19 protein-coding genes are annotated in these 20,324 nt (G+C 56.0%); 10 read left to right on the top strand and 9 right to left on the bottom strand.

Going from position 1 to position 20,324, the window contains the following annotated elements:
* Positions 1-49 precede the first annotated feature (49 nt).
* From plsC to C3F35_RS15440, 4 genes are all read left to right on the top strand, one after another.
* Positions 50-787 carry a 1-acylglycerol-3-phosphate O-acyltransferase gene (gene plsC / locus C3F35_RS15420; RefSeq protein ID WP_032614146.1) on the top strand — a complete coding sequence of 246 codons (738 nt, stop codon included), beginning with the start codon at positions 50-52 and terminating at the stop codon, positions 785-787.
* Between the two features lie 59 nt (positions 788-846).
* Entirely contained in the window at positions 847-2,259 is a 1,413-nt protein-coding gene (gene ftsP / locus C3F35_RS15425; RefSeq protein ID WP_032614145.1) for a cell division protein FtsP, read from the top strand.
* A gap of 503 nt (positions 2,260-2,762) precedes the next feature.
* A complete protein-coding gene (locus C3F35_RS15430) occupies positions 2,763-4,928 on the top strand; it encodes a YgiQ family radical SAM protein (protein WP_103792839.1) in 2,166 nt (721 codons plus the stop codon).
* A gap of 141 nt (positions 4,929-5,069) precedes the next feature.
* Positions 5,070-5,471 carry a carboxypeptidase-like regulatory domain-containing protein gene (locus C3F35_RS15440; protein ID WP_103792840.1) on the top strand — a complete coding sequence of 134 codons (402 nt, stop codon included), beginning with the start codon at positions 5,070-5,072 and terminating at the stop codon, positions 5,469-5,471.
* A gap of 41 nt (positions 5,472-5,512) precedes the next feature.
* Here the strand turns inward: C3F35_RS15440 and dkgA are convergent, their stop codons facing one another.
* Both dkgA and yqhD read right to left on the bottom strand, forming a co-directional pair.
* Positions 5,513-6,340, bottom strand: a complete 828-nt coding sequence (gene dkgA, locus C3F35_RS15445) for a 2,5-didehydrogluconate reductase DkgA (protein ID WP_032614132.1) — start codon at positions 6,338-6,340, stop codon at positions 5,513-5,515.
* A gap of 106 nt (positions 6,341-6,446) precedes the next feature.
* Positions 6,447-7,610, bottom strand: a complete 1,164-nt coding sequence (gene yqhD / locus C3F35_RS15450; protein WP_032614129.1) for an alcohol dehydrogenase — start codon at positions 7,608-7,610, stop codon at positions 6,447-6,449.
* Between the two features lie 195 nt (positions 7,611-7,805).
* On the opposite strand from yqhD, the gene C3F35_RS15460 reads away from it, so the two are divergent.
* Positions 7,806-8,702, top strand: a complete 897-nt coding sequence (locus C3F35_RS15460) for an AraC family transcriptional regulator (RefSeq protein WP_032614127.1) — start codon at positions 7,806-7,808, stop codon at positions 8,700-8,702.
* A gap of 70 nt (positions 8,703-8,772) precedes the next feature.
* Here C3F35_RS15460 and yghB read toward each other — a convergent pair whose 3' ends face one another.
* A complete protein-coding gene (gene yghB / locus C3F35_RS15465) occupies positions 8,773-9,432 on the bottom strand; it encodes a DedA family general envelope maintenance protein YghB (RefSeq protein WP_032614124.1) in 660 nt (219 codons plus the stop codon).
* A gap of 141 nt (positions 9,433-9,573) precedes the next feature.
* Positions 9,574-10,761, bottom strand: coding sequence for a cystathionine beta-lyase (gene metC, locus C3F35_RS15470; protein ID WP_103792842.1), 1,188 nt, complete (start codon positions 10,759-10,761; stop codon positions 9,574-9,576).
* A gap of 251 nt (positions 10,762-11,012) precedes the next feature.
* Here metC and exbB point away from each other — a divergent pair, with 251 nt between their 5' ends.
* On the top strand, positions 11,013-11,744 hold the full coding sequence (gene exbB, locus C3F35_RS15480; RefSeq protein ID WP_032614119.1) for a tol-pal system-associated acyl-CoA thioesterase: 732 nt from the start codon (positions 11,013-11,015) through the stop codon (positions 11,742-11,744).
* A gap of 6 nt (positions 11,745-11,750) precedes the next feature.
* A complete protein-coding gene (gene exbD, locus C3F35_RS15485; RefSeq protein ID WP_032614116.1) occupies positions 11,751-12,176 on the top strand; it encodes a TonB system transport protein ExbD in 426 nt (141 codons plus the stop codon).
* 111 nt (positions 12,177-12,287) lie between these two features.
* Here exbD and C3F35_RS15490 read toward each other — a convergent pair whose 3' ends face one another.
* The 3 genes from C3F35_RS15490 to C3F35_RS15500 form a co-directional block, all read right to left on the bottom strand.
* Positions 12,288-13,184, bottom strand: coding sequence for an SDR family oxidoreductase (locus C3F35_RS15490; RefSeq protein ID WP_032614114.1), 897 nt, complete (start codon positions 13,182-13,184; stop codon positions 12,288-12,290).
* Between the two features lie 119 nt (positions 13,185-13,303).
* Positions 13,304-13,759, bottom strand: a complete 456-nt coding sequence (locus tag C3F35_RS15495; protein WP_032614112.1) for a hypothetical protein — start codon at positions 13,757-13,759, stop codon at positions 13,304-13,306.
* A complete protein-coding gene (locus tag C3F35_RS15500; RefSeq protein ID WP_032614110.1) occupies positions 13,752-14,156 on the bottom strand; it encodes a hypothetical protein in 405 nt (134 codons plus the stop codon). Before C3F35_RS15500 ends, C3F35_RS15495 begins: the two co-directional genes overlap by 8 nt.
* Before the next feature lie 105 nt (positions 14,157-14,261).
* Here C3F35_RS15500 and C3F35_RS15505 point away from each other — a divergent pair, with 105 nt between their 5' ends.
* Together C3F35_RS15505 and C3F35_RS15510 are read left to right on the top strand one after the other, a co-directional pair.
* On the top strand, positions 14,262-14,765 hold the full coding sequence (locus C3F35_RS15505; protein WP_103792844.1) for an ESA_00282 family adhesion-associated protein: 504 nt from the start codon (positions 14,262-14,264) through the stop codon (positions 14,763-14,765).
* Between the two features lie 81 nt (positions 14,766-14,846).
* On the top strand, positions 14,847-15,335 hold the full coding sequence (locus C3F35_RS15510; RefSeq protein ID WP_032614105.1) for a TIGR00645 family protein: 489 nt from the start codon (positions 14,847-14,849) through the stop codon (positions 15,333-15,335).
* A 111-nt stretch (positions 15,336-15,446) separates the two neighbouring features.
* On the opposite strand, the gene C3F35_RS15515 is transcribed toward C3F35_RS15510, so the two are convergent.
* Positions 15,447-16,487 (bottom strand): aldo/keto reductase, encoded by a 1,041-nt coding sequence (locus tag C3F35_RS15515; protein ID WP_032614104.1) that lies wholly within the window; start codon positions 16,485-16,487, stop codon positions 15,447-15,449.
* A gap of 82 nt (positions 16,488-16,569) precedes the next feature.
* Here C3F35_RS15515 and yghX point away from each other — a divergent pair, with 82 nt between their 5' ends.
* Positions 16,570-17,457, top strand: a complete 888-nt coding sequence (yghX, locus tag C3F35_RS15520; protein ID WP_103792845.1) for a YghX family hydrolase — start codon at positions 16,570-16,572, stop codon at positions 17,455-17,457.
* Positions 17,458-17,500: 43 nt separating this feature from the next.
* Here the strand turns inward: yghX and C3F35_RS15525 are convergent, their stop codons facing one another.
* On the bottom strand, positions 17,501-20,083 hold the full coding sequence (locus C3F35_RS15525; RefSeq protein ID WP_233211654.1) for an autotransporter outer membrane beta-barrel domain-containing protein: 2,583 nt from the start codon (positions 20,081-20,083) through the stop codon (positions 17,501-17,503).
* Positions 20,084-20,324: the final 241 nt, after the last annotated feature.

Here is a 20,324-nt window from a genome sequence, read left to right on the forward strand (position 1 = left end):
CTTATAGTTGCAGTATAATCGTCAACTGTCAGGGGTTTTTGAGGTCGCTATGCTATTAATTGTTCGTTCTATTCTTGCCGTTATTTACTGCATTCTGGTCTGTATCTTCGGCTGTATTTACTGCCTGTTCAGCCCGCGTAATCCAAAGCATGTTGCCACGTTTGGCCACATGTTTGCCCGTCTGGGGCCGCTGTTTGGCCTGAAAGTCGAAACGCGTCTGCCAGAAGGGGCAGAGAAACATGGCAACGCTATCTATATCGGCAACCATCAGAACAACTACGATATGGTAACCGCGGCAAAAATCGTTCAGCCACCTACCGTCACCGTGGGCAAAAAAAGCCTGCTGTGGGTGCCGTTCTTCGGCCTGCTCTACTGGCTGACCGGCAACCTGCTGATCGACCGTAACAACCGCGCCAAAGCGCACGGCACCATTGCTGAGGTGGTAAACCACTTCAAAAAACGCAGAATCTCTATCTGGATGTTCCCGGAAGGGACCCGTAGCCGCGGTCGCGGCCTGCTGCCGTTTAAAACTGGCGCGTTTCACGCCGCAATTGCGGCAGGTGTACCGATTATTCCGGTGTGTGTTTCCAACACATCGAATAAGATTAACCTGAACCGCCTGCATAACGGCCTGGTTATCGTCGAGATGCTGCCGCCGGTCGATGTCAGTAAATATGGCAAAGATCAGGTGCGTGAGCTGGCGGCCCATTGCCGCGAATTAATGCTGAACAAAATCGCTGAACTCGATAAAGAAGTCGCAGAACGCGAAGCCGCTGGCAGGGTTTAAGCCGGTTTGCAGGGAAAACGACTTCCCGCGTTGTTAGTACGTTTATACATGGAGCTAATATGTCACTCAGTCGCCGTCAGTTTATTCAGGCATCGGGTATCGCCCTTTGTGCAGGTGCGGTTCCGCTGAGGGCAAACGCCGCCGGGCAGCAGCAGCCGCTGCCCATCCCGCCGTTACTCGAATCCCGCCGCGGTCAGCCGCTGTTCCTGACGTTACAGCGTACCCACTGGTCGTTCACCCAGGGGACGCGGGCGAACGTCTGGGGCGTTAACGGACGCTACCTTGGTCCGACCGTTCGCGTCTGGAGCGGGGATGACGTCAAACTGATCTACAGCAACCGCCTGGCAGAGAACGTCGCCATGACCATCAGCGGTTTGCAGGTACCAGGCCCGCTGCTGGGCGGTGCGCCGCGCATGATGTCCCCGAGCGCTGACTGGGCGCCGGTCCTGCCCGTTCGCCAGAACGCGGCGACTCTCTGGTATCACGCTAACACTCCAAACCGCACCGCGCAGCAGGTCTATACCGGCCTGGCGGGGATGTGGCTGGTGGAGGATGAGATCAGCAAATCCCTGCCGATCCCGAATCACTACGGGGTTGATGACTTCCCAATCATTATTCAGGATAAGCGGCTGGATAACTTCGGTACGCCGGAGTACAGCGAGCCGGGCAGCGGCGGTTTTGTCGGCGATACGCTGATGGTGAACGGCGCGCAAAGTCCCTATGTCGAGGTATCCCGCGGCTGGGTGCGCCTGCGTCTGCTGAATGCTTCCAACTCGCGGCGCTATCAGTTGCAGATGAGTGATGGCCGGGCGCTGCACGTGATTGCCGGGGATCAAGGGTTCTTACCGGCTCCGGTGCCGGTTAAGCAACTGGCGCTGGCGCCGGGCGAGCGCCGCGAAATCCTGGTGGATATGACCAACGGCGACGAAGTGTCGATCACCTGTGGCGAGGCGGCGAGCATCGTTGACCGTCTGCGCGGCTTCTTTGAACCGTCGAGCATTCTGATCTCGACCCTGGTGTTGACCCTGCGTCCAACCGGACTTCTGCCGCTGGTGACCGATACCCTGCCGATGCGCCTGCTGCCGGAAGACGTGCTGAGCGGGACCCCGGTGCGCAGCCGGGATATCAGCCTCGGTGACGATCCGGGCATTAACGGCCAGCTATGGGATGTGAACCGCATTGATATCACCGCTCAACAGGGCACCTGGGAGCGCTGGACGGTCCGTGCCGACATGCCGCAGTCGTTCCATATCGAAGGGGTGAAATTCCTGGTGCGCAACGTCAACGGCGCCATGCCATTCCCGGAAGACAGAGGCTGGAAAGATACCGTTTGGGTCGACGGGCAGGTTGAACTGCTGGTCTATTACGGTCAGCCCTCCTGGCCACACTTCCCGTTCCTGTTCCACAGCCAGACGCTGGAGATGATGGACCGCGGTTCGGTTGGGCAAATGTTAATCAATCCAGCGCCGTAAATTTTTCCCCTCACCCTAACCCTCTCCCCAAAGGGGAGAGGGGACCGATCGGCGCACGCTTTCACCCTCGCTCCTCTGGGGAGAGGGAACAGCCCGGTGCACGCTTTCATCCTCACTCCTCTGGGGAGAGGGAACGGCCCGGTGCACGCTTTCACCCTCGCTCCTCTGGGGAGAGGGAACAGCCCGGTGCACGCTTTCACCCTCGCTCCTCTGGGGAGAGGGAACTGCTCGGTGCCCTCTTTCTCCCTCGCTCCTCTGGGGAGAGGGAACTGCTCGGTGCCCTCTTTCTCCCTCGCTCCTCTGGGGAGAGGGAACTGCCCGGTGCACGCTTTCACCCTCGCTCCTCTGGGGAGAGGGAACTGCTCGGTGCCCTCTTTCTCCCTCGCCCCTTTGGGGAGAGGGCCGGGGTGAGGGGACAACACCCCGCACAATACTCCTTCAATTCCCCCAATGATCCAGCGTATAATCCCGCTCCTTTTGTCTATTTTTTCTTCGGAAGCATTATGAGCGCCATTTCCCTGATCCAGCCGGATCGTGACCTCTTCTCCTGGCCCCAGTACTGGGCGGCCTGCTTTGGACCGGCACCCTTCCTGCCGATGTCTCGTGAAGAGATGGACCAACTTGGCTGGGACAGCTGCGACATTATTCTGGTGACCGGCGACGCCTACGTCGATCACCCGAGCTTTGGCATGGCGATCTGTGGTCGCATGCTTGAAGCCCAGGGCTTCCGCGTCGGGATCATTGCCCAGCCGGACTGGAACAGCAAAGAGGACTTTATGCGCCTCGGTAAACCAAACCTGTTCTTTGGCGTCACCGCGGGCAACATGGACTCGATGATCAACCGCTACACTGCCGACCGCAAACTGCGTCACGACGACGCCTACACCCCCGATAACGTGGCGGGTAAACGCCCGGACCGCGCAACGCTCGTCTACACCCAACGATGCAAAGAAGCATGGAAAGACGTGCCGGTCATCCTGGGTGGCATCGAAGCGAGCCTGCGCCGTACCGCGCATTATGACTACTGGTCTGATACCGTGCGCCGTTCGGTGCTGGTGGATTCCAAAGCCGACATGCTGATCTTCGGCAACGGTGAACGTCCGCTGGTGGAAGTGGCGCACCGTCTGTCGCAGGGCGAGCCGGTAGGTAACATCCGCGACGTGCGTAACACCGCGATCATGGTGAAAGAGGCTCTGCCGGGCTGGAGCGGGGTAGATTCCCGTATCATCGATATGCCAGGCAAAATCGACCCGATCCCGCACCCGTACGGCGAAGATCTGCCGTGTGCGGATAACAAGCCTGTTGAGCCGAAGAAAGCCGAAGCGAAAGCCATCACCGTTCAGCCTCCGCGTCCAAAGCCGTGGGAAAAGACCTACGTGCTGCTGCCGTCCTTCGAGAAAGTCAAAGCGGACAAAGTGCTCTACGCTCACGCCTCCCGTATTCTGCACCATGAAACCAACCCGGGCTGCGCCCGTGCGCTGATGCAAAAACACGGCGAGCGTTATATCTGGCTCAACCCGCCGGCGATCCCGCTCTCTACCGAAGAGATGGACAGCGTCTTTGCTCTGCCGTACAAGCGTGTACCGCACCCGGCATACGGTACCAGCCGCATTCCGGCCTACGAGATGATCCGCTTCTCGATCAACATCATGCGCGGCTGCTTCGGCGGTTGCTCCTTTACCGAGCACGAAGGCCGCATTATCCAGAGCCGTTCCGAAGAGTCGATTGTCAACGAGATCGAAGCCATTCGCGACACCGTACCGGGCTTTACCGGCGTGATCTCCGATCTGGGTGGCCCGACGGCCAACATGTATATGCTGCGCTGTAAGTCACCGCGTGCGGAGCAGACCTGCCGTCGCCTGTCCTGTGTCTATCCGAGCATTTGCGAACACATGGATACCAACCACGAGCCGACGATCAACCTCTACCGTCGCGCCCGCGACCTGAAAGGCATCAAGAAGATCCTGATCGCTTCCGGGGTGCGCTACGACATCGCCGTGGAAGATCCGCGCTACATTAAAGAGCTGGCCACCCACCACGTGGGCGGTTATCTGAAGATTGCCCCTGAGCATACCGAAGAAGGCCCGCTGTCGAAGATGATGAAGCCGGGGATGGGCAGCTATGACCGCTTTAAAGAGCTGTTCGATACCTACTCGAAACAGGCCGGGAAAGAGCAGTACCTGATCCCATACTTCATCTCTGCCCACCCGGGTACGCGTGATGAGGATATGGTGAACCTGGCGCTGTGGCTGAAGCAGCGTCGCTTCCGTCTGGATCAGGTGCAGAACTTCTACCCGTCACCGCTGGCGAACTCGACCACCATGTATTACACCGGCAAGAACCCGCTGGGTAAGATTGGTTATAAGAGTGAAGATGTGGTGATCCCGAAGGGTGACAAACAGCGTCGTCTGCACAAAGCCCTGCTGCGTTATCACGATCCGGCTAACTGGCCGCTGATCCGCCAGGCGCTGGAAGAGATGGGGAAAAAGCACCTGATCGGCTCACGTCGCGACTGCTTGGTGCCTGCGCCTACGCTGGATGAAATGCGCGAAGCGCGTCGCCAGAACCGCAACACCCGTCCGGCCCTGACCAAGCACACACCGATTGTGCATCAACGTTCGAACGCCGGGGCGACTGCGAAGAAGGGTGTAAAACGTAAGATCGGTTAAACGGTAAAAATGCCCGGTGGCGCTGCGCTTACCGGGCCTACATTCCGACATTCAGGCCGGGTAAGGCGAAGCCGCTACCCGGCTTTTTTTGTCTTCCTGACTGGGGAATTCAGATAGCAGCACAAGGGAAGGAGACCCAAAATGAAACCAGGGAAGATAGCAGGAGCGATGTTGATTGCTCTGACATTAAGCAGTTGCATAATGCACCGCCAGACACAGCCAGAGATGGAAGGACGTCTAATCGACCGCACAGGTAAGCCAGTGCCGGGCGCTAAAATAACATTAGAGCGTGAGCAGACGCTTTCTGACGACAAGGGGCGGTTTGGTTTTCAGCGCCAGCATGAGTGGATCTTTTTTCTGCCGATAGGTCCGATGGACTGGATGTATCACACCTCGCTCCAGATGAGTGCCAACGGAAAGGAATATGAAGCAGAATTAGGTGGCGGTCCCGGTGGACCACATGAACTTGATGGCAAAGCGTATAACGTCATTTGCACATTGCCTGACCTGCCCGGAAAGGCGAGATGTCAGTCTGGCTTATAGATTAAAACGAGCCCGGCGGAAGACCGGGCTCGTTTGAGGCATTACCCGCCAAACTGATCGGGATCCGGCCCTAAACGCTTGCCTTTATCCAGCTTCGCAATCTCACCCAGCTCGTCTTTATCCAGACGGAAATCCCACACCGCGAAGTTCTCCGCGATACGCGCCGGCGTCACGGATTTCGGGATCACCACCAGGCCGCAGTCCAGATGCCAGCGAATGACAATCTGTGCCGGGGTTTTGCCATACTTATCGGCCAGATCGCGGATAATTTTCTGATCGAAGACCCCTTCGCCACCTTGCGCCAATGGGCTCCAGGATTCGGTCTGAATTTTGTGGGTCGCATTCCATGAGTGCAGCTGGCGCTGCTGCAGCAACGGGTGCAGTTCGATCTGGTTGATGACCGGGGCAACACCCGTCTCATCAATCAGGCGCTGCAGATGGTGGACCTGGAAATTACAGACCCCGATACTCTTCACCAGCCCGGCTTTTTGCAGGTCAATCATCCCTTTCCAGGCCTCGACATAGTGATCGATTGCCGGCACTGGCCAGTGCATCAGATACAGATCCACGAAATCGAGTTGCAGCTTGTCCAGGCTCTCCTGGAGTGCCTCCGCGGGACGCTTCTGGTCATCATTCCACAGTTTGGTGGTGATAAATAACTCATCGCGTGACACACCAGCGCTGGCCAGCGCTTTGCCCACGCCGTCCTCATTTTTATAGGCGGCTGCGGTATCAATGGAGCGATAGCCGACTTCCAGTGCTTTATGAATGGCGGAGACGACCTCGTCGTTACCGGCTTTCCATACCCCTAACCCCAACTGGGGCATTACGTTGCCGTCCTGAAGCTTGATTACGGTTTGGTTTGCCATTTTTCCTCCTTCATGGGACATCCACCAGAGGTACTTCCCCTGGTGGCGTATGTGCATTAAGCCTGGCCTAAATGCCGAAAAACGAAAGGTAAGCGTGAAAAATCACTTAGCGAGCGGCCTCGTAAATACGGCGGCTCACCTCGAGGGTAATATCGTGATGCTCACCGATTTGGGTCATGCCGTGTTCTTCCAGTTTCGCCAGTAGCGCAGGGATGGAGCTGCCATCCAGACCATAGCCGGAGAGACGTGTTGGCACGCCCATCTGCTCGAAGAAGTTACGGGTGGCGGCGATGGCAGCATCGATGCGCTCCTCTTCCGAACCGGCGGTAATACCCCAGACGCGCTCAGCGTACTGCAGCAGTTTGCCGCGTTTGGTGTCGCGTTTTTCATTCCACAGCGCGGGCAGCACGACCGCCAGGGTCTGGGCATGATCGAGACCGTGCATCGCCGTCAGCTCGTGGCCCAGCATGTGGGTCGCCCAGTCCTGCGGCACGCCAGCCCCAATCAGGCCGTTAAGCGCCTGAGTCGCGGCCCACATTACGTTGGCACGCACCTCGTAGTTTTCTGGCTCTTTCAGCGCCACCGGGCCGTCTTCGATCAGGGTCAGCAGAATGCCTTCGGCGAAGCGGTCCTGAATTTTGGCGTTCACCGGGTAAGTCACGTACTGCTCAACGGTATGAACAAAGGCATCCACCACGCCGTTCGCCACCTGGCGCGGCGGCAGGGTGTAGGTGTAAACCGGATCCAGCACCGCAAAGACCGGCTGCACGTGCTCGTTCATAAAGGCCTGCTTGTCGCCGGTAGTTTTACGGGAAATCACCGCACCTTTGTTGGACTCGGAGCCGGTGGCGGGCAGGGTCAGCACAGAACCCATCGGAATGGCGCTTTTGATGTCGCTGCCGCCAGTCTGCAGGATGTGCCACGGGTCGATGCCTTCATCGTAATGTGCCGCTGCGGCGATAAATTTGGTGCCGTCCAGCACTGAGCCGCCACCCACTGCCAGCAGGAAGGTGATCTTCTCGTCGCGGGCGATTTTCACGGCATTCATCAGGGTTTCGTAAGACGGGTTCGGCTCGATGCCGCCAAACTCACGCACGTCCAGACCTTGCAGGGCGCTGTAGACCTGGTCCAGCACGCCGTTCTTCTTCACGCTGCCGCCGCCATAGGTGATCAGCACGCGGGCATCCGCCGGGATCTGTCCGCGCAGATCGGCGATAGCATCTTTACCAAACAGAATGCGGGTCGGGGTATGCAGATTAAAATTGTTCATTGTTCGTTCCCTTAGGTGGGTGAAAAAAACCGGCGGCACGGAGGGCTGCCTGATGGTGCTCATTGTGGCGAGCGCGCAGGCTCCTCTCAATGCACATTCCTGCCGTTGTCTTGCCCATTTCTACAGGGTGCTGGAGAAACTGCGAAAAACCGCGCACACTGCAAACGTCGGAAACCCTACCCGGAATGAGCAAAGATGAACCGCGATCAAACCTGCTTGCAACTAACGGCGCAAATTAACAGACTGAAAGATAATGCAAATACTCTAAGCACGCTGCTGCCCGACGTGCGCCTGCTGTACGGCACCCAGCCCGGCACCCGCACGCCGGTGATGTACCAGCCAGGTATCATTTTTCTCTTTTCCGGGCATAAAATTGGCTATATCAACGAGCGCGTATTCCGCTATGACCCAAGCGAATACCTGCTTCTGACAGTACCTTTACCCTTTGAATGTGAAACCTTCGCGACAGAAGCCGTGCCGCTGGCAGGGGTGCGTTTAAATGTGGATATCCTGCAACTCCAGGAGCTGCTCATGGATATTGGCGAGGACGATCTGTTTCGCCCGTCGATGGCGGCAAGCGGGATCAACTCCGCCACGCTGACGGATGAGATCCTCTGCGCCATTGAGCGCCTGCTGGATGTGATGGAGCGTCCGCTGGATGCGCGCATTCTGGGTAAACAGATTATTCGTGAGATCCTCTACCACGTGTTGCTCGGGCCGGGGGGCGGGGCGTTGCTGGCGCTGGTTAGCCGTCAGACCCACTTCAGCCTGATCAGCCGGGTGCTGAAGCGCATTGAGAGCCAGTACACCGAAAACCTGAGCGTCGATCAGCTGGCGGCAGAGGCCAATATGAGCGTGTCGGCCTTCCACCATAACTTCAAATCGGTGACCAGCACCTCGCCGCTGCAATATCTCAAGAGCTATCGCCTGCACAAGGCACGGATGATGATGATCCACGACGGCATGAAAGCCAGCGCAGCCGCGCTGCGGGTGGGCTATGAAAGCGCGTCGCAGTTCAGTCGTGAGTTCAAACGCTATTTCGGCGTCACGCCAGGGGAAGATGCGGCGCGGATCAGGATGATGCAGGGGTAGGGAGGGGATCGGTTATTGTCGTCACCCTGACCCTCTCTGACAGAGAGGGCAGAGGTGAGGAGGTTCACTGTCAGGCGCTACAGTATTTCTTACGAATTACCACCACGATCGTTCCCACCAGCCCTGCCACCAGCAAGAACAGCGGCAGGATCATCAGGAAGGTCATGACCTGATCTTCGTGGCGTTTAACGAACGGGATCATGCTCAACGCATAACCGAAGGTCGTCACTACGCCAACCCACAGCAGTGCGCTCAGCCAGTTAAAGAACTGGAAACGACGGTTAGACAGCCCGGAGATGCCCGCCATGGTGGGCAGCAGAGTGCGCACAAAGGCCAGGAAACGCCCCGCCAGTAGCGCCAGCAGGCCGTGGCGATCGAACATGCAGGTCGCGCGCTGATGATATTTATGCGGCAACTGCGCCAGCCAGCTTTTGACCACTCGGGTATTGCCCAGCCAGCGGCCCTGCAAATAACTGAGCCAGCAGCCCAGACTGGCGGCAGAGGTCAGGATCACCATCGTCGGGGCAAAGTCCATCACCCCTTTACCGATCAGCGCCCCCGCCAGCAGCAGCAGACTGTCACCCGGTAAAAATGAGGCAGGCAGTAACCCATTTTCCAGAAACAGCGTGGCGAACATCACCAGATAAACAATCCCAACCACGTGCGGGTCCGCCAGTGCTGCAAAATCGTGTTGCCAGAGTGCAGCGATAATATCTTGAATAACAGCCATGGGCTTTCCTGTGGAACAGCATATATAAGGCTATTGTACTCCCTATTTCGCCTGCGGGCTTTGATCGCAGGCGCAACAAATCAGACTTTTCCGTAAGTATTGTGGAGAAAAGTGTCTGCGGAGACGATTTATGGCCGTGTGTTACTCGATGCGTGCAAATCCGGCCTCTAAATCGGCAATCAAATCGTCCACGTTTTCCAGGCCGATATGCAGACGGATCAGGGTGCCGGTAAAGTCCACTTCGCCACCGGGACGCAGCTCGGCAATCTGCTCTGGCTGGTTCGGCAGGATCAGCGACTCAAAGCCGCCCCATGAATAGGCCATGCTGAACAGCGAGAAGTTATCGAGGTAGTTTGCCAGCTCGTCATTGCTCAGACGCTTGTTGAGCACAAACGAGAACAAGCCGCTGCTGCCCGTAAAGTCACGTTGCCAGAAGGCATGACCTACACTGCCCGGCAGCGCCGGATGGTTAACGCGCGCCACCTGCGGATGCTGCGCCAGCCACTGGGCAACTTTCAGGCTGCTTTCATGATGCTGACGCAGGCGGACGCTCAGGGTGCGCAGGCCGCGGCTGGTCATGTAGGCCGTGTCGGCATCCACCATTTGCCCCATCAGATAGGCGTTTTCACGCAGCTGATCCCAGCAGCGGGCGTTGGAAACCGCCGTGCCGATCATGCCGTCCGAGTGGCCAATCAGGTATTTGGTTGCCGCCTGGATAGAGATGTCGATACCAAAATCGAGCGCCTTAAACAGCACGCCCGCCGCCCAGGTGTTGTCGATCATGATAATAGCGTCCGGCGCTTTACTGCGTACCGCCTGCACAATGGAGGGTACATCATGCACTTCCATGGTGATGGAGCCCGGCGATTCGAGGAACACAATCCGGGTATTAGGCTGGATGAGATCGGCGATGTTCGCGCCGATCTGCGGATCGAACCAGCCGGTGGTGACGCCCAGCTTGCTGAGAATTTTGGTGCAGAAATCCTGGCTCGGCTCGTAGGCGGTGTTGGTCATCAGGATGTGATCGCCCTGTTCGACAAACGCCAGAATGGTATTGGCCACTGCCGCCGCGCCGCACGGGAAAAGCGCACAGCCTGCGCCGCCTTCCAGCTCGCACATCGCGTCCTGTAAGGAGAAGTGGGTCAGCGTGCCGCGACGCCCGTAAAACAGCTCGCCCTTTGCCCGGTTGCGGGTGGCGTGCTTTTTCGCCTCGACGGTATCAAACACCAGCGATGAGGCGCGCTGAATGACGCTATTCACTGAACCGAGGGTGTATTTCTTACTGCGTCCCGCCTGAACAAGGGTGGTATCAAGATGCTTCTCTTTCATGTCTGCGCAACCTGTTTTTATACGTCTGGACGTCCACACTAACATGAAAGTAAAAATGGTCGCGAGAAGGGTAGGGGGAACAGCGGAAAATTTTTTAAAATTTGTTTCCGGGAAATTTTTCCTGCGTAAGCGCAAGGAAAATGAAACGAATTTACGGCACTATGTAAATACTAATGAGAACTACTATCAATTCGATGCTGTTTTGATATTATTATGCTCAGATTTTGTGATTTGTGTCCTGGAGATACCGAGTGGGTAATAATTTGATGCAGACGGATCTCTCCGTCTGGGGTATGTATCATCATGCCGACATCGTGGTGAAGATTGTGATGATCGGTCTGATTCTGGCGTCTGTCGTCACCTGGGCTATTTTCTTTAGCAAGAGCGTGGAGCTTATCTCGCACAAGCGTCGTCTTAAGCGCGAGCAGCAGCAGTTGGCCGAGGCCCGCAGCCTGAATCAGGCGAGCGATATGACCTCTTCCTTCCAGGCCAAAAGCCTGACCACCCAGTTGATCAACGAAGCCCAGAACGAGCTTGAACTCTCTGCAGGCAGCGAAGACAACGAAGGGATTAAAGAGCGTACCGGCTTCCGCCTTGAGCGTCGCGTTGCGGCCATTGGCCGTCACATGGGGCGTGGCAACGGCTACCTGGCGACCATCGGTGCCATTTCGCCGTTCGTCGGTCTGTTTGGTACGGTCTGGGGCATCATGAACAGCTTCATCGGCATCGCCCAGACTCAAACCACCAACCTCGCGGTTGTGGCGCCCGGCATCGCAGAAGCCCTGCTGGCGACGGCGATTGGTCTGGTTGCCGCTATCCCGGCGGTCGTTATCTATAACATCTTCGCCCGTATGATCGGCAGCTACAAAGCGACCCTCGGCGACGTTGCCGCTCAGGTTCTGCTGCTGCAAAGCCGCGACCTGGACCTCAGCGCCAGCTCAGTGAAGCCGGTCCGTTCTGCTCAGAAATTACACTTAGGTTGATTCGCCATGGCAATGCGTCTTAATGAAAACCTGGACGATAACGGCGAAATGCACGAAATCAACGTGACGCCGTTTATCGACGTCATGCTGGTTCTGCTGATTATCTTCATGGTCGCAGCGCCCCTGGCGACGGTGGACGTGAAGGTGAATCTGCCTGCCTCCTCCAGCCAGCCGCAGCCGCGCCCGGAAAAACCGATTTATCTGTCCGTGAAAGCCGATAAATCCATGTTCCTCGGGAATGATCCGGTGACGGATGAGTCGGTGATCCCGGCGCTGAATACCCTGACCAACGGCAAGAAAGACACCACCGTTTTCTTCCGGGCCGACAAGACCGTCGACTACGAAACCATGATGAAGGTAATGGACACGCTGCATCAGGCGGGTTACCTGAAGATTGGCCTGGTAGGCGAAGAGAAAGCGGCAGCGAAATAAAAGCAAAAAGGCAACGTAAGTTGCCTTTTTTTATGGTCATTCCCTCTCCCTTGGGAGAGGGGCAGGGCAGTCAGGCCGGGTAAGTTAACGTCACCCGGCCCTGCATAACAACTACCCCAGATGTTCCCCGCCGCACACACCGTGTACTTCCGCCGTCACATAGCTTGATTCCTGGCTTGCCAGGTAGACATACACCGGCGCCAGCTCCGCAGGCTGCCCTGCACGCTTCATCGGTGTCTGCTGACCAAACTGCGGGATTTTCTCCTGCGGCTGACCGCCGGAAATTTGCAACGCCGTCCAGATAGGCCCCGGCGCCACGACGTTAACGCGCACGCCGCTCTCTGCTACCTGTTTCGCCAGCCCGCGGCTGTAGTTAAGGATAGCGGCTTTGGTGGACGCGTAGTCCAGCAGGTGCGGGCTGGGCTGATACGCCTGAATCGACGAGGTGGTGATGATGCTCGCCCCGGCAGGCAACAGCGGCAGCGCCTCCTGGGTGATCCAGAACAGCGCGAACACGTTCACGGCGTAGGTCTGTTGAAACTGCTCCGTCGTCAGGTCGGCAATCTTCTCGACCGCTACCTGCTTACCGGCCACCAGCGCCAGCACGTCCAGCCCACCCAGTTCCTGATGGGCTTTATGCACCAGTGAACGGGCAAACTTTTCATCACTTAGATCGCCGGGGATCAGCACCGCTTTGCGTCCGGCTTCTTCTATCAACTGCTTAACCTGCTGCGCATCCTCTTCTTCGGCGGGCAGATAGTTAATAGCGACGTCTGCGCCTTCACGCGCGTAAGCGATGGCGGCAGCGCGTCCAATGCCGGAGTCGCCTCCTGTCACCAGCGCCTTACGATCCTGTAGTCTGCCGCTGCCTTTATAGGTCTTTTCACCGCAATCCGGCACCGGATCCATCTTGCTCTGCACCCCGGGTACCGGCTGCTTCTGCTGCGGATATTCGCCGGTGTAGTACTGGGTGGTAGGGTTCTGGATTTCGCTCTGGGAATTTGCCATTAAGGTTCTCCTTGAGTGGGTGATCGGTCTTTAAGCTTAGGAGAATCAACCGGGAATTGCAGATTATTCAGGATAATCCTTAAACCAACAGCAACAGGCGAGGCGGTAAGAAGGGGGGGTTACGGCTTTTGCGGTGCAGGCGCGGTGGATTTCGCGGCCAGCGCCTCTTCATCCAGGGCGACGGTGGTCACGCTGGTGGTGCGATAGCCTTCATCGGCCAGCTTACGGGTCACGCGCAGCGTGGCGGTTTCACGCGCCAGCAAATACTGGTAGTTGGTCTCCAGCCGGGCCAGAATTTTATCTTTCAGGTCTGGGCGCTGCTGCATAATGACGTTTATTGTCGCGCCGTAGATCTCTTCTTTAACCTGAAGAGGATAAATTTCACGACGGTTCTGCCATTTCAGGCGCACCAGGCCTGCTGGAATAGAGAGCAACTGTTTCGCAATGCGCTGTATTTCAGCATTTTTAATCTCTTTCAGCGCAGCCAGGTTTTGCTCTAAGATAAATTCATCGCTCTTTTTATCATCTAAAGCTAAATAAACGTTGTTGTTATCAACATCCTTCACGTTATTCATCCTCTAGCTTATAAAAAATGGGCGTGTTTTTTTCACAGGTAATTAGATTGAGCCAGATGTCATTACCGGCTTCGTTTATCTCATCGGTTTTTTCCGTCAATATTTGACTTAGTGCTTGCGCGTCTATTTCCCCTTCCGCTTGCAGGTCATTGAGCAGGCGGGCAAACACCTCGATTTTAATGACGCGGAATAAACGATCCTTTATATGACGGTCGTGCTCTTCGAGCAACATATTGCGGGAGTTACCGGTACGGGTAACACCAATTAATATATCAGGCGCGTAATCAGCGAGTGTTCTTTTTCCCTTAGTGAAATTTTCATTGCTTTCTGCTTCTGGTGGTTTCGGTTCCACGGTGGAAATGTGAAACTTAGCCGGGACCAGATTGTCGGGCAACATTTTATATTTCCTTTAATTTCAACGGGGTGGGGTTGTCTGGCGCGTGAGATTCGTTGACAATAACATGAGGCAAATTTAAAATCAAAAAAAATGGAGCCTGCCTATATGAACAGCATTTTTTATACTGTCATTACTTTGTTATTGCTTACTGCCGTGGTTCTTTTATTGATGCGCGAGTTCAATAAAAGCAGCGACGCAGAGAACACGCACACCCCTGCCCAGCCAGAACGGATGTCAAAAGAAGAGGGCGAAGACCATTTTTCTGTGTTAATGAATGCGATTACGCCGGTCTGGTACTGGCGTGTTAATCATGAATATATTGATTTCCTCCATGCCACAATAAAACGAATGAATATGGTGGAAATAAATAGTATTCCTGACCTGTTTGAGGCGCAGCGTCGTTGCAGCGACCTTAACTCAGCGGTGTATAAATATTACGACAATATCAAGAAGCGTTGCCTGAATGGGGAGAAAGTTTCTCATTCCGGTCTGGAAGTCATGAACCTGCGCCAGTGCTTCCGCGAATTCAGCCTTGAGGCTTATCCGTCGCTGGTGGTGCTGGTTTGGCCGGAATATCAACGGCCTGTGGTTAAGCCTGAGCAAGTGTAGGGTCTTTGTTGTTTTGTTGTTGCAAACACTTTGTCGCGTTGCGATATACTGCACGCTGGTTTCGTTTGCAGACAGGACTCTATGGAACGCTTTTTTGAAAACGCAATGTACGCCTCCCGCTGGCTGTTAGCCCCGGTCTATTTTGGCCTCTCGCTGGCGCTGGTGGCGCTCTGTATTAAATTCTTCCAGGAAATTTTTCACGTTCTGCCGCATATTTTCAGCGTCGCAGAATCCGACCTGATTTTGCTCCTGCTGTCATTGGTGGATATGACCCTGGTGGGGGGCCTGCTGGTGATGGTGATGTTCTCAGGCTACGAAAACTTCGTCTCGCAGCTGGATATCGCCTCAGACAAAGAGAAGCTGAGCTGGCTTGGCAAAATGGACGCCTCGTCGCTGAAAAACAAAGTGGCCGCCTCGATTGTGGCGATCTCGTCGATTCACCTGTTACGGGTGTTTATGGACGCCAAAAATATCCCGGATAACAAACTGATGTGGTATGTGATTATCCACCTGACGTTTGTGCTGTCGGCGTTTGTGATGGGGTATCTGGATAAGCTGAGTCGCAAGTAAGCGGCACGGACGGTGCCCTCTCCCTTGTGGGAGAGGGCCGGGATCAGGGCGTCAGGGTCAGCCTTTTCATCCCATGTGATGAATTCATTGCTTCGAATGCCATAAAGCAAACTACTTATCGGACGACGCCTGCCACAGATTCAACTGCCCGTCAGCCACGTGCTGGTCAATCCGCTGCAATTCATCCTCGCTAAAGTGCAGGTTATTCAGGGCCTGCACGTTCTCCTCCAGCTGTTCCGTCCGGCTTGCGCCAATCAGTACCGAAGTGACGCGCTCATCCTTCAGCAGCCAGCTCAGGGCCATCTGCGCCATGGTTTGACCGCGCGCCTGCGCCATCTCGTTCAGTAAGCGCAGGCTATTGAGGTTAGCCTCGGTCAGCATATTTTCGGTCAGGCCGCGCACCTTTTTGCCCTCACGCTGCATGCGGGAGCCGTCAGGAATGCCGTTCAGGTATTTCCCGGTCAGCAGCCCCTGCGCCAGCGGGGTAAAGGCGATACAGCCGGTGCCATTGGCTTCCAGCGTATCCAGTAAACCGCTCTTATCCACCCAGCGGTTGAGCAGGTTGTAGGAGGGCTGATGGATAAGCAGGGGGATCTTCCACTCGCGCAGCAGTTCCGCCATCTTCTGGGTGCGTTCCGGCGAATAGGAGGAGATGCCCACGTACAGCGCCTTTCCGCTCTGCACCGCCTGCGCAAGCGCAGAGGCGGTCTCTTCCATCGGCGTGTTTTCATCCACCCGGTGCGAGTAGAAGATATCCACGTACTCCAGTCCCATCCGCTTCAGGCTCTGGTCGAGGCTGGCGAGCAGATACTTGCGCGAGCCGCCCGCACCGTACGGCCCCGGCCACATGTCATAGCCCGCTTTGGTGGAGATAATCAGTTCATCACGATACGCCGCGAAATCATCGCGCAGCAGGCGGCCAAAATTTTCCTCCGCGCTGCCCGGCGGTGGGCCATAGTTATTGGCGAGGTCAAAATGGGTGATGCCGCAGTCAAAGGCTTTTCGCAGCAGGGCGCGCTGGGAATCGAGGGCGTGGACGTGGCCGAAGCTGTGCCACAGGCCGAGTGACAGGGCGGGCAGACGCAGGCCACTTTTCCCGCAGTAACGGTACTGCATGGTCTCGTAGCGGTCCGGTGAGGCGTTCCAGGGCATGATGTCTCCTTTTTAGTGATTGATTTTCGAAACAGCGTTTCTATTCTATCCTTAGTTCGTTCACAATTCATGGAGATATGCGATGACGCGTATGACCGCCAAAGACTTTCCTCAGGAATTGCTCGACTACTACGATTATTACGCTCACGGCAAAATCAACAAACGTGAGTTCCTCAATCTGGCTGCCCGCTATGCGGTCGGCGGCGTCACGGCGCTGGCGCTGTTTAATATGCTCAAGCCCAATTACGCCCTCGCTGAGCAGGTAAAGTTCACCGATCCCGACATTCTGCCCGAATACATCACCTATCCTTCGCCGGACGGCCATGGACAGGTACGCGGCTATCTGGTGAAACCGGCCAAAGCCACCGGCAAAGTACCGGCGGTGGTCGTGGTGCACGAAAACCGCGGCCTTAACCCTTACATTGAGGATGTGGCGCGTCGGGTGGCGAAGGCGGGTTATATCGCACTGGCACCGGACGGCTTAAGCTCGGTGGGTGGGTATCCCGGCAACGATGAGGAAGGGAAGATCCTGCAGCAGAAAGTCGATCCGACGAAGCTGATGAACGACTTCTTTGCCGCCGTCGGGTTTATGCAAAAACACCCGGACGCCACGGGTAAGGTGGGGATCACCGGCTTCTGCTACGGCGGTGGTGTCTCTAACGCGGCAGCGGTCGCCTGGCCGGAGCTGGCCTGCGCCGTGCCTTTCTATGGCCGCCAGCCTCCCGCGGCAGACGTGGCCAAAATTAAAGCGCCCCTTCTGCTGCACTATGCGGAACTTGACAAGAACGTTAACGAGGGATGGCCTGCCTATGAAGCCGCACTTAAATCTAACGGCAAGGTGTACGAGGCCTGGATCTATCCTGGCGTAAACCACGGATTCCACAACGATTCTACCCCGCGTTACGATGAGCCTGCTGCGGAGTTAGCCTGGAAACGAACCCTGGGATGGTTTGAGAAATATTTGAGTTAACCAAAACGTCCGGCAGCCTCAGGCTGCCGGACAGGCGTGGTCATTAGAAGCTGTAGCTCATACCTGCCTGAACACTGGCGTCGTTATCGACATCGCCTGTGCCATAGTAAATGCCGGTATTCACCGAGAAGTTGTGCGCGATAGTGGCATTCACGCCCGCACCAAACATTCCCATGCTGTTGTTATGACCTTCGGTGTTGTGATAATCCGCTGCCTGGATATCGGTATCATCGCTGAACTCTTTCTGCATGCGGACATCCAGCCATGGCATGATCTGCACGTTTTTGTTCAGATCGGTCAGGGTGGTGGTCAGACGCAGACCCGCGCCGCCGTTCCAGGAGGAGACCTGGCTGTCAGCAAAGGTCACTTCCCGGTCGGAGAAGCCGTTCGCTTTGGTCTGATCCCAGCCGAGGATGGCGTACGGTTGCAGTAAGGTGTCGCCCGGCAGCAGCACGTTCACCCCGGTACGCGCCTGAGCCATATACAGGCTACCGTCAGTGGAGCCGTGCAGCGCTTCGGTCATTCCGCTGGTGTCGCCGGTGACGTTATGGGCGGAGAGGGAGTAGCGCATATCGCCATAGCTGAAGCTGCCGTCGGCGAACAGTCCCCACTGACGGCCGTTCAGCGCCTGCTGCCAGCCGCCGTACAGGCTGTAGTAGTTACCATAGACAGTGTCCTTGAAGCTGTCCGGGCCGCTGGCGGTATCTTCAACGCGGCTGCGGGTCCAGGCCAGCGCCACGCCGCCGGTCACACTGTCGCCGTTCGCGAGGTACGCCGTCCAGTCAACGCCACCCTGTGCGCCCTGAGTGATGCTCTTGTAATCCACATCGTTGCTGAAGTTACCGTTCTGATAGAGGAAATCGCCCCACAGCTGCGCCCCTTCCTGCTGTTCACCCGTCATGCCAGCAAAGTGCAGGCGATCCATGTGGCTGGTGATGTCATCGGTGACCTGATGGCCCGCCTGTTCGGCCGCGTCCAGCCCGGCGACTAATCCCTGGACATCGCTGGCCAATGTGCCGCGTGAACTGCTGAAGACAATATTCCAGTCCTGGCTGCTATCGGCGGTGAGCTGGCCCTGCGGCGCAGCATCTGCGGGCACAATGCTCAGGTCATTGTTGTAGTTGTAGGCAGCGCTGCGGTTTTCCACCTCCTGCTGACCGTTGCTGAAGGTCGCATTGGCGGCCGTTTGTGGTGTGGTAGTTGCCGTAGCCGTAGTAAAGGACCCCAGCACGATATTTTGCTGATTGATCGCCGAAGAGGTGATGTTATTGACCACCACGGCATTACGGGAGCCCGTGATCGTGCCGAAGTTGACCCGGCTGTCGGTGCTCATGCTCACTTCGGCATTGCTACCGGTAGTGGCGGCGGTCAGGGTGGAACCGTTTTGCAGACTCCAGGTAGTTGAATCGTTAATGGTGTCGAGGGTGATGCTGTTGTCGCTGGTGGTATTCACGGTTTCAAACTGATTAATCTGCCCGGAAATAGAGCTGCCCGCATCCATCGACAGGGTATCGTCGCCGTCCCCGCCGGTGACATTGCCGGTGACGTGGGAATCATTCACCAGCACCACGGTGTCATTGCCCGCGCCGGTCGTAATATTGCCGTCAACGTTGGCACCGTTTTGCAAAGTGATGGTGGTATCGCCGCTGTTCTGGCTGGCATTCAGATCGCCATTAATGGTGCTGTTATCCACCAGAAGGGTATTGGTGGAGTTACCGCTCAGCGTCACATTGCCGTTCACAACGCTGTTATTGGTGAATGACAGGTTGGTCTGGCCTTTTTCGTTCATGACGCCGATATCGCCGGTCACGGTGCTGTTATTCAGCGCCAGCGTATCCTGAGTGGTGCCGTACATGGCCACGGCCAGGTCGCTAAAGGCATCGACGTTGATATTCTGGAAAGGTTTGTACTGGCTCAGATTTTCTACAAGGGTATCGAGATTTTGCGCCACCTGGCTGTTGGTCGCATCCACGGTAGCGTTGGTCAGGGTAAGGGAGGTATCTGATTTGTCGCTGCCGACGTAGATACCGCCATTATCCATGAGGCTATCGCTCATGGCGATGGTTTGGGTGCCTTGGCCGGCGCTGATGATACTGCCATGCAGTGCGCTGCCGTTGCTGATATCCACATTGTGGTATCCCTCATCCAGAGGATCGAGGTAGATGGCGGCGCCCATCATGTAATCTTTATTGCGCTGATAGGTTCCGTCGCTGTTCTGGCCGTTCAGGGTGGCGTCATTGACGTTGATCGTGGTATTGGTGGTTTTGAATGCAGAACCGACTTCGATCATATCCACTTGAGCATTATCGGTGACGTTAATATTCACGGTGCCGCCATTGCTTCCCTGAATATAATGACCGGACATGTCAGTGCCTGTAACGGTTAAGGTCTGCGTATCGCCTGCTTCGCGATGACCATCCATATAGATATTGGTTGCCGTTTCATTCGCCATCACGGCATCAGTGGTGCCTGGATCCTGATAGAAACTGCCGTCTTTATATTCTGCCAGGCCGCAGGTCTGGGTGGTGTCACCGTTCTGGCAAGCCGTAGCTGGGGTTTCGCCTGCCTGAGCAGCAAAGGACGCAAGTGCCAGTAATACACACTGCGATAATAAGGTTCTTTTCATTGAAATACGCATTATTCATCTCTTATAACCGGATCAACGTGCGCTCTTTTTAAACCAGTTATGCGTAATCAAGAACTTTCTTAAGCGAAAAGGATGTAATGAAATTTGAAGGGATATCAAGCGATTAAGTAACCATTTTAATAAAGGAAAATGAATGACTTTTTTAAATCCATCCATTCTATGAATGTTGCAGTTTTATTAACGTACTAAAAGTGAGACTTTTCCGGGAGGAACAGGAAAA

Origin of the sequence: Leclercia sp. LSNIH3 (assembly GCF_002935105.1) — a bacterium.
GTDB classification, from domain to species: Bacteria; Pseudomonadota; Gammaproteobacteria; order Enterobacterales; family Enterobacteriaceae; genus Enterobacter; species Enterobacter adecarboxylatus.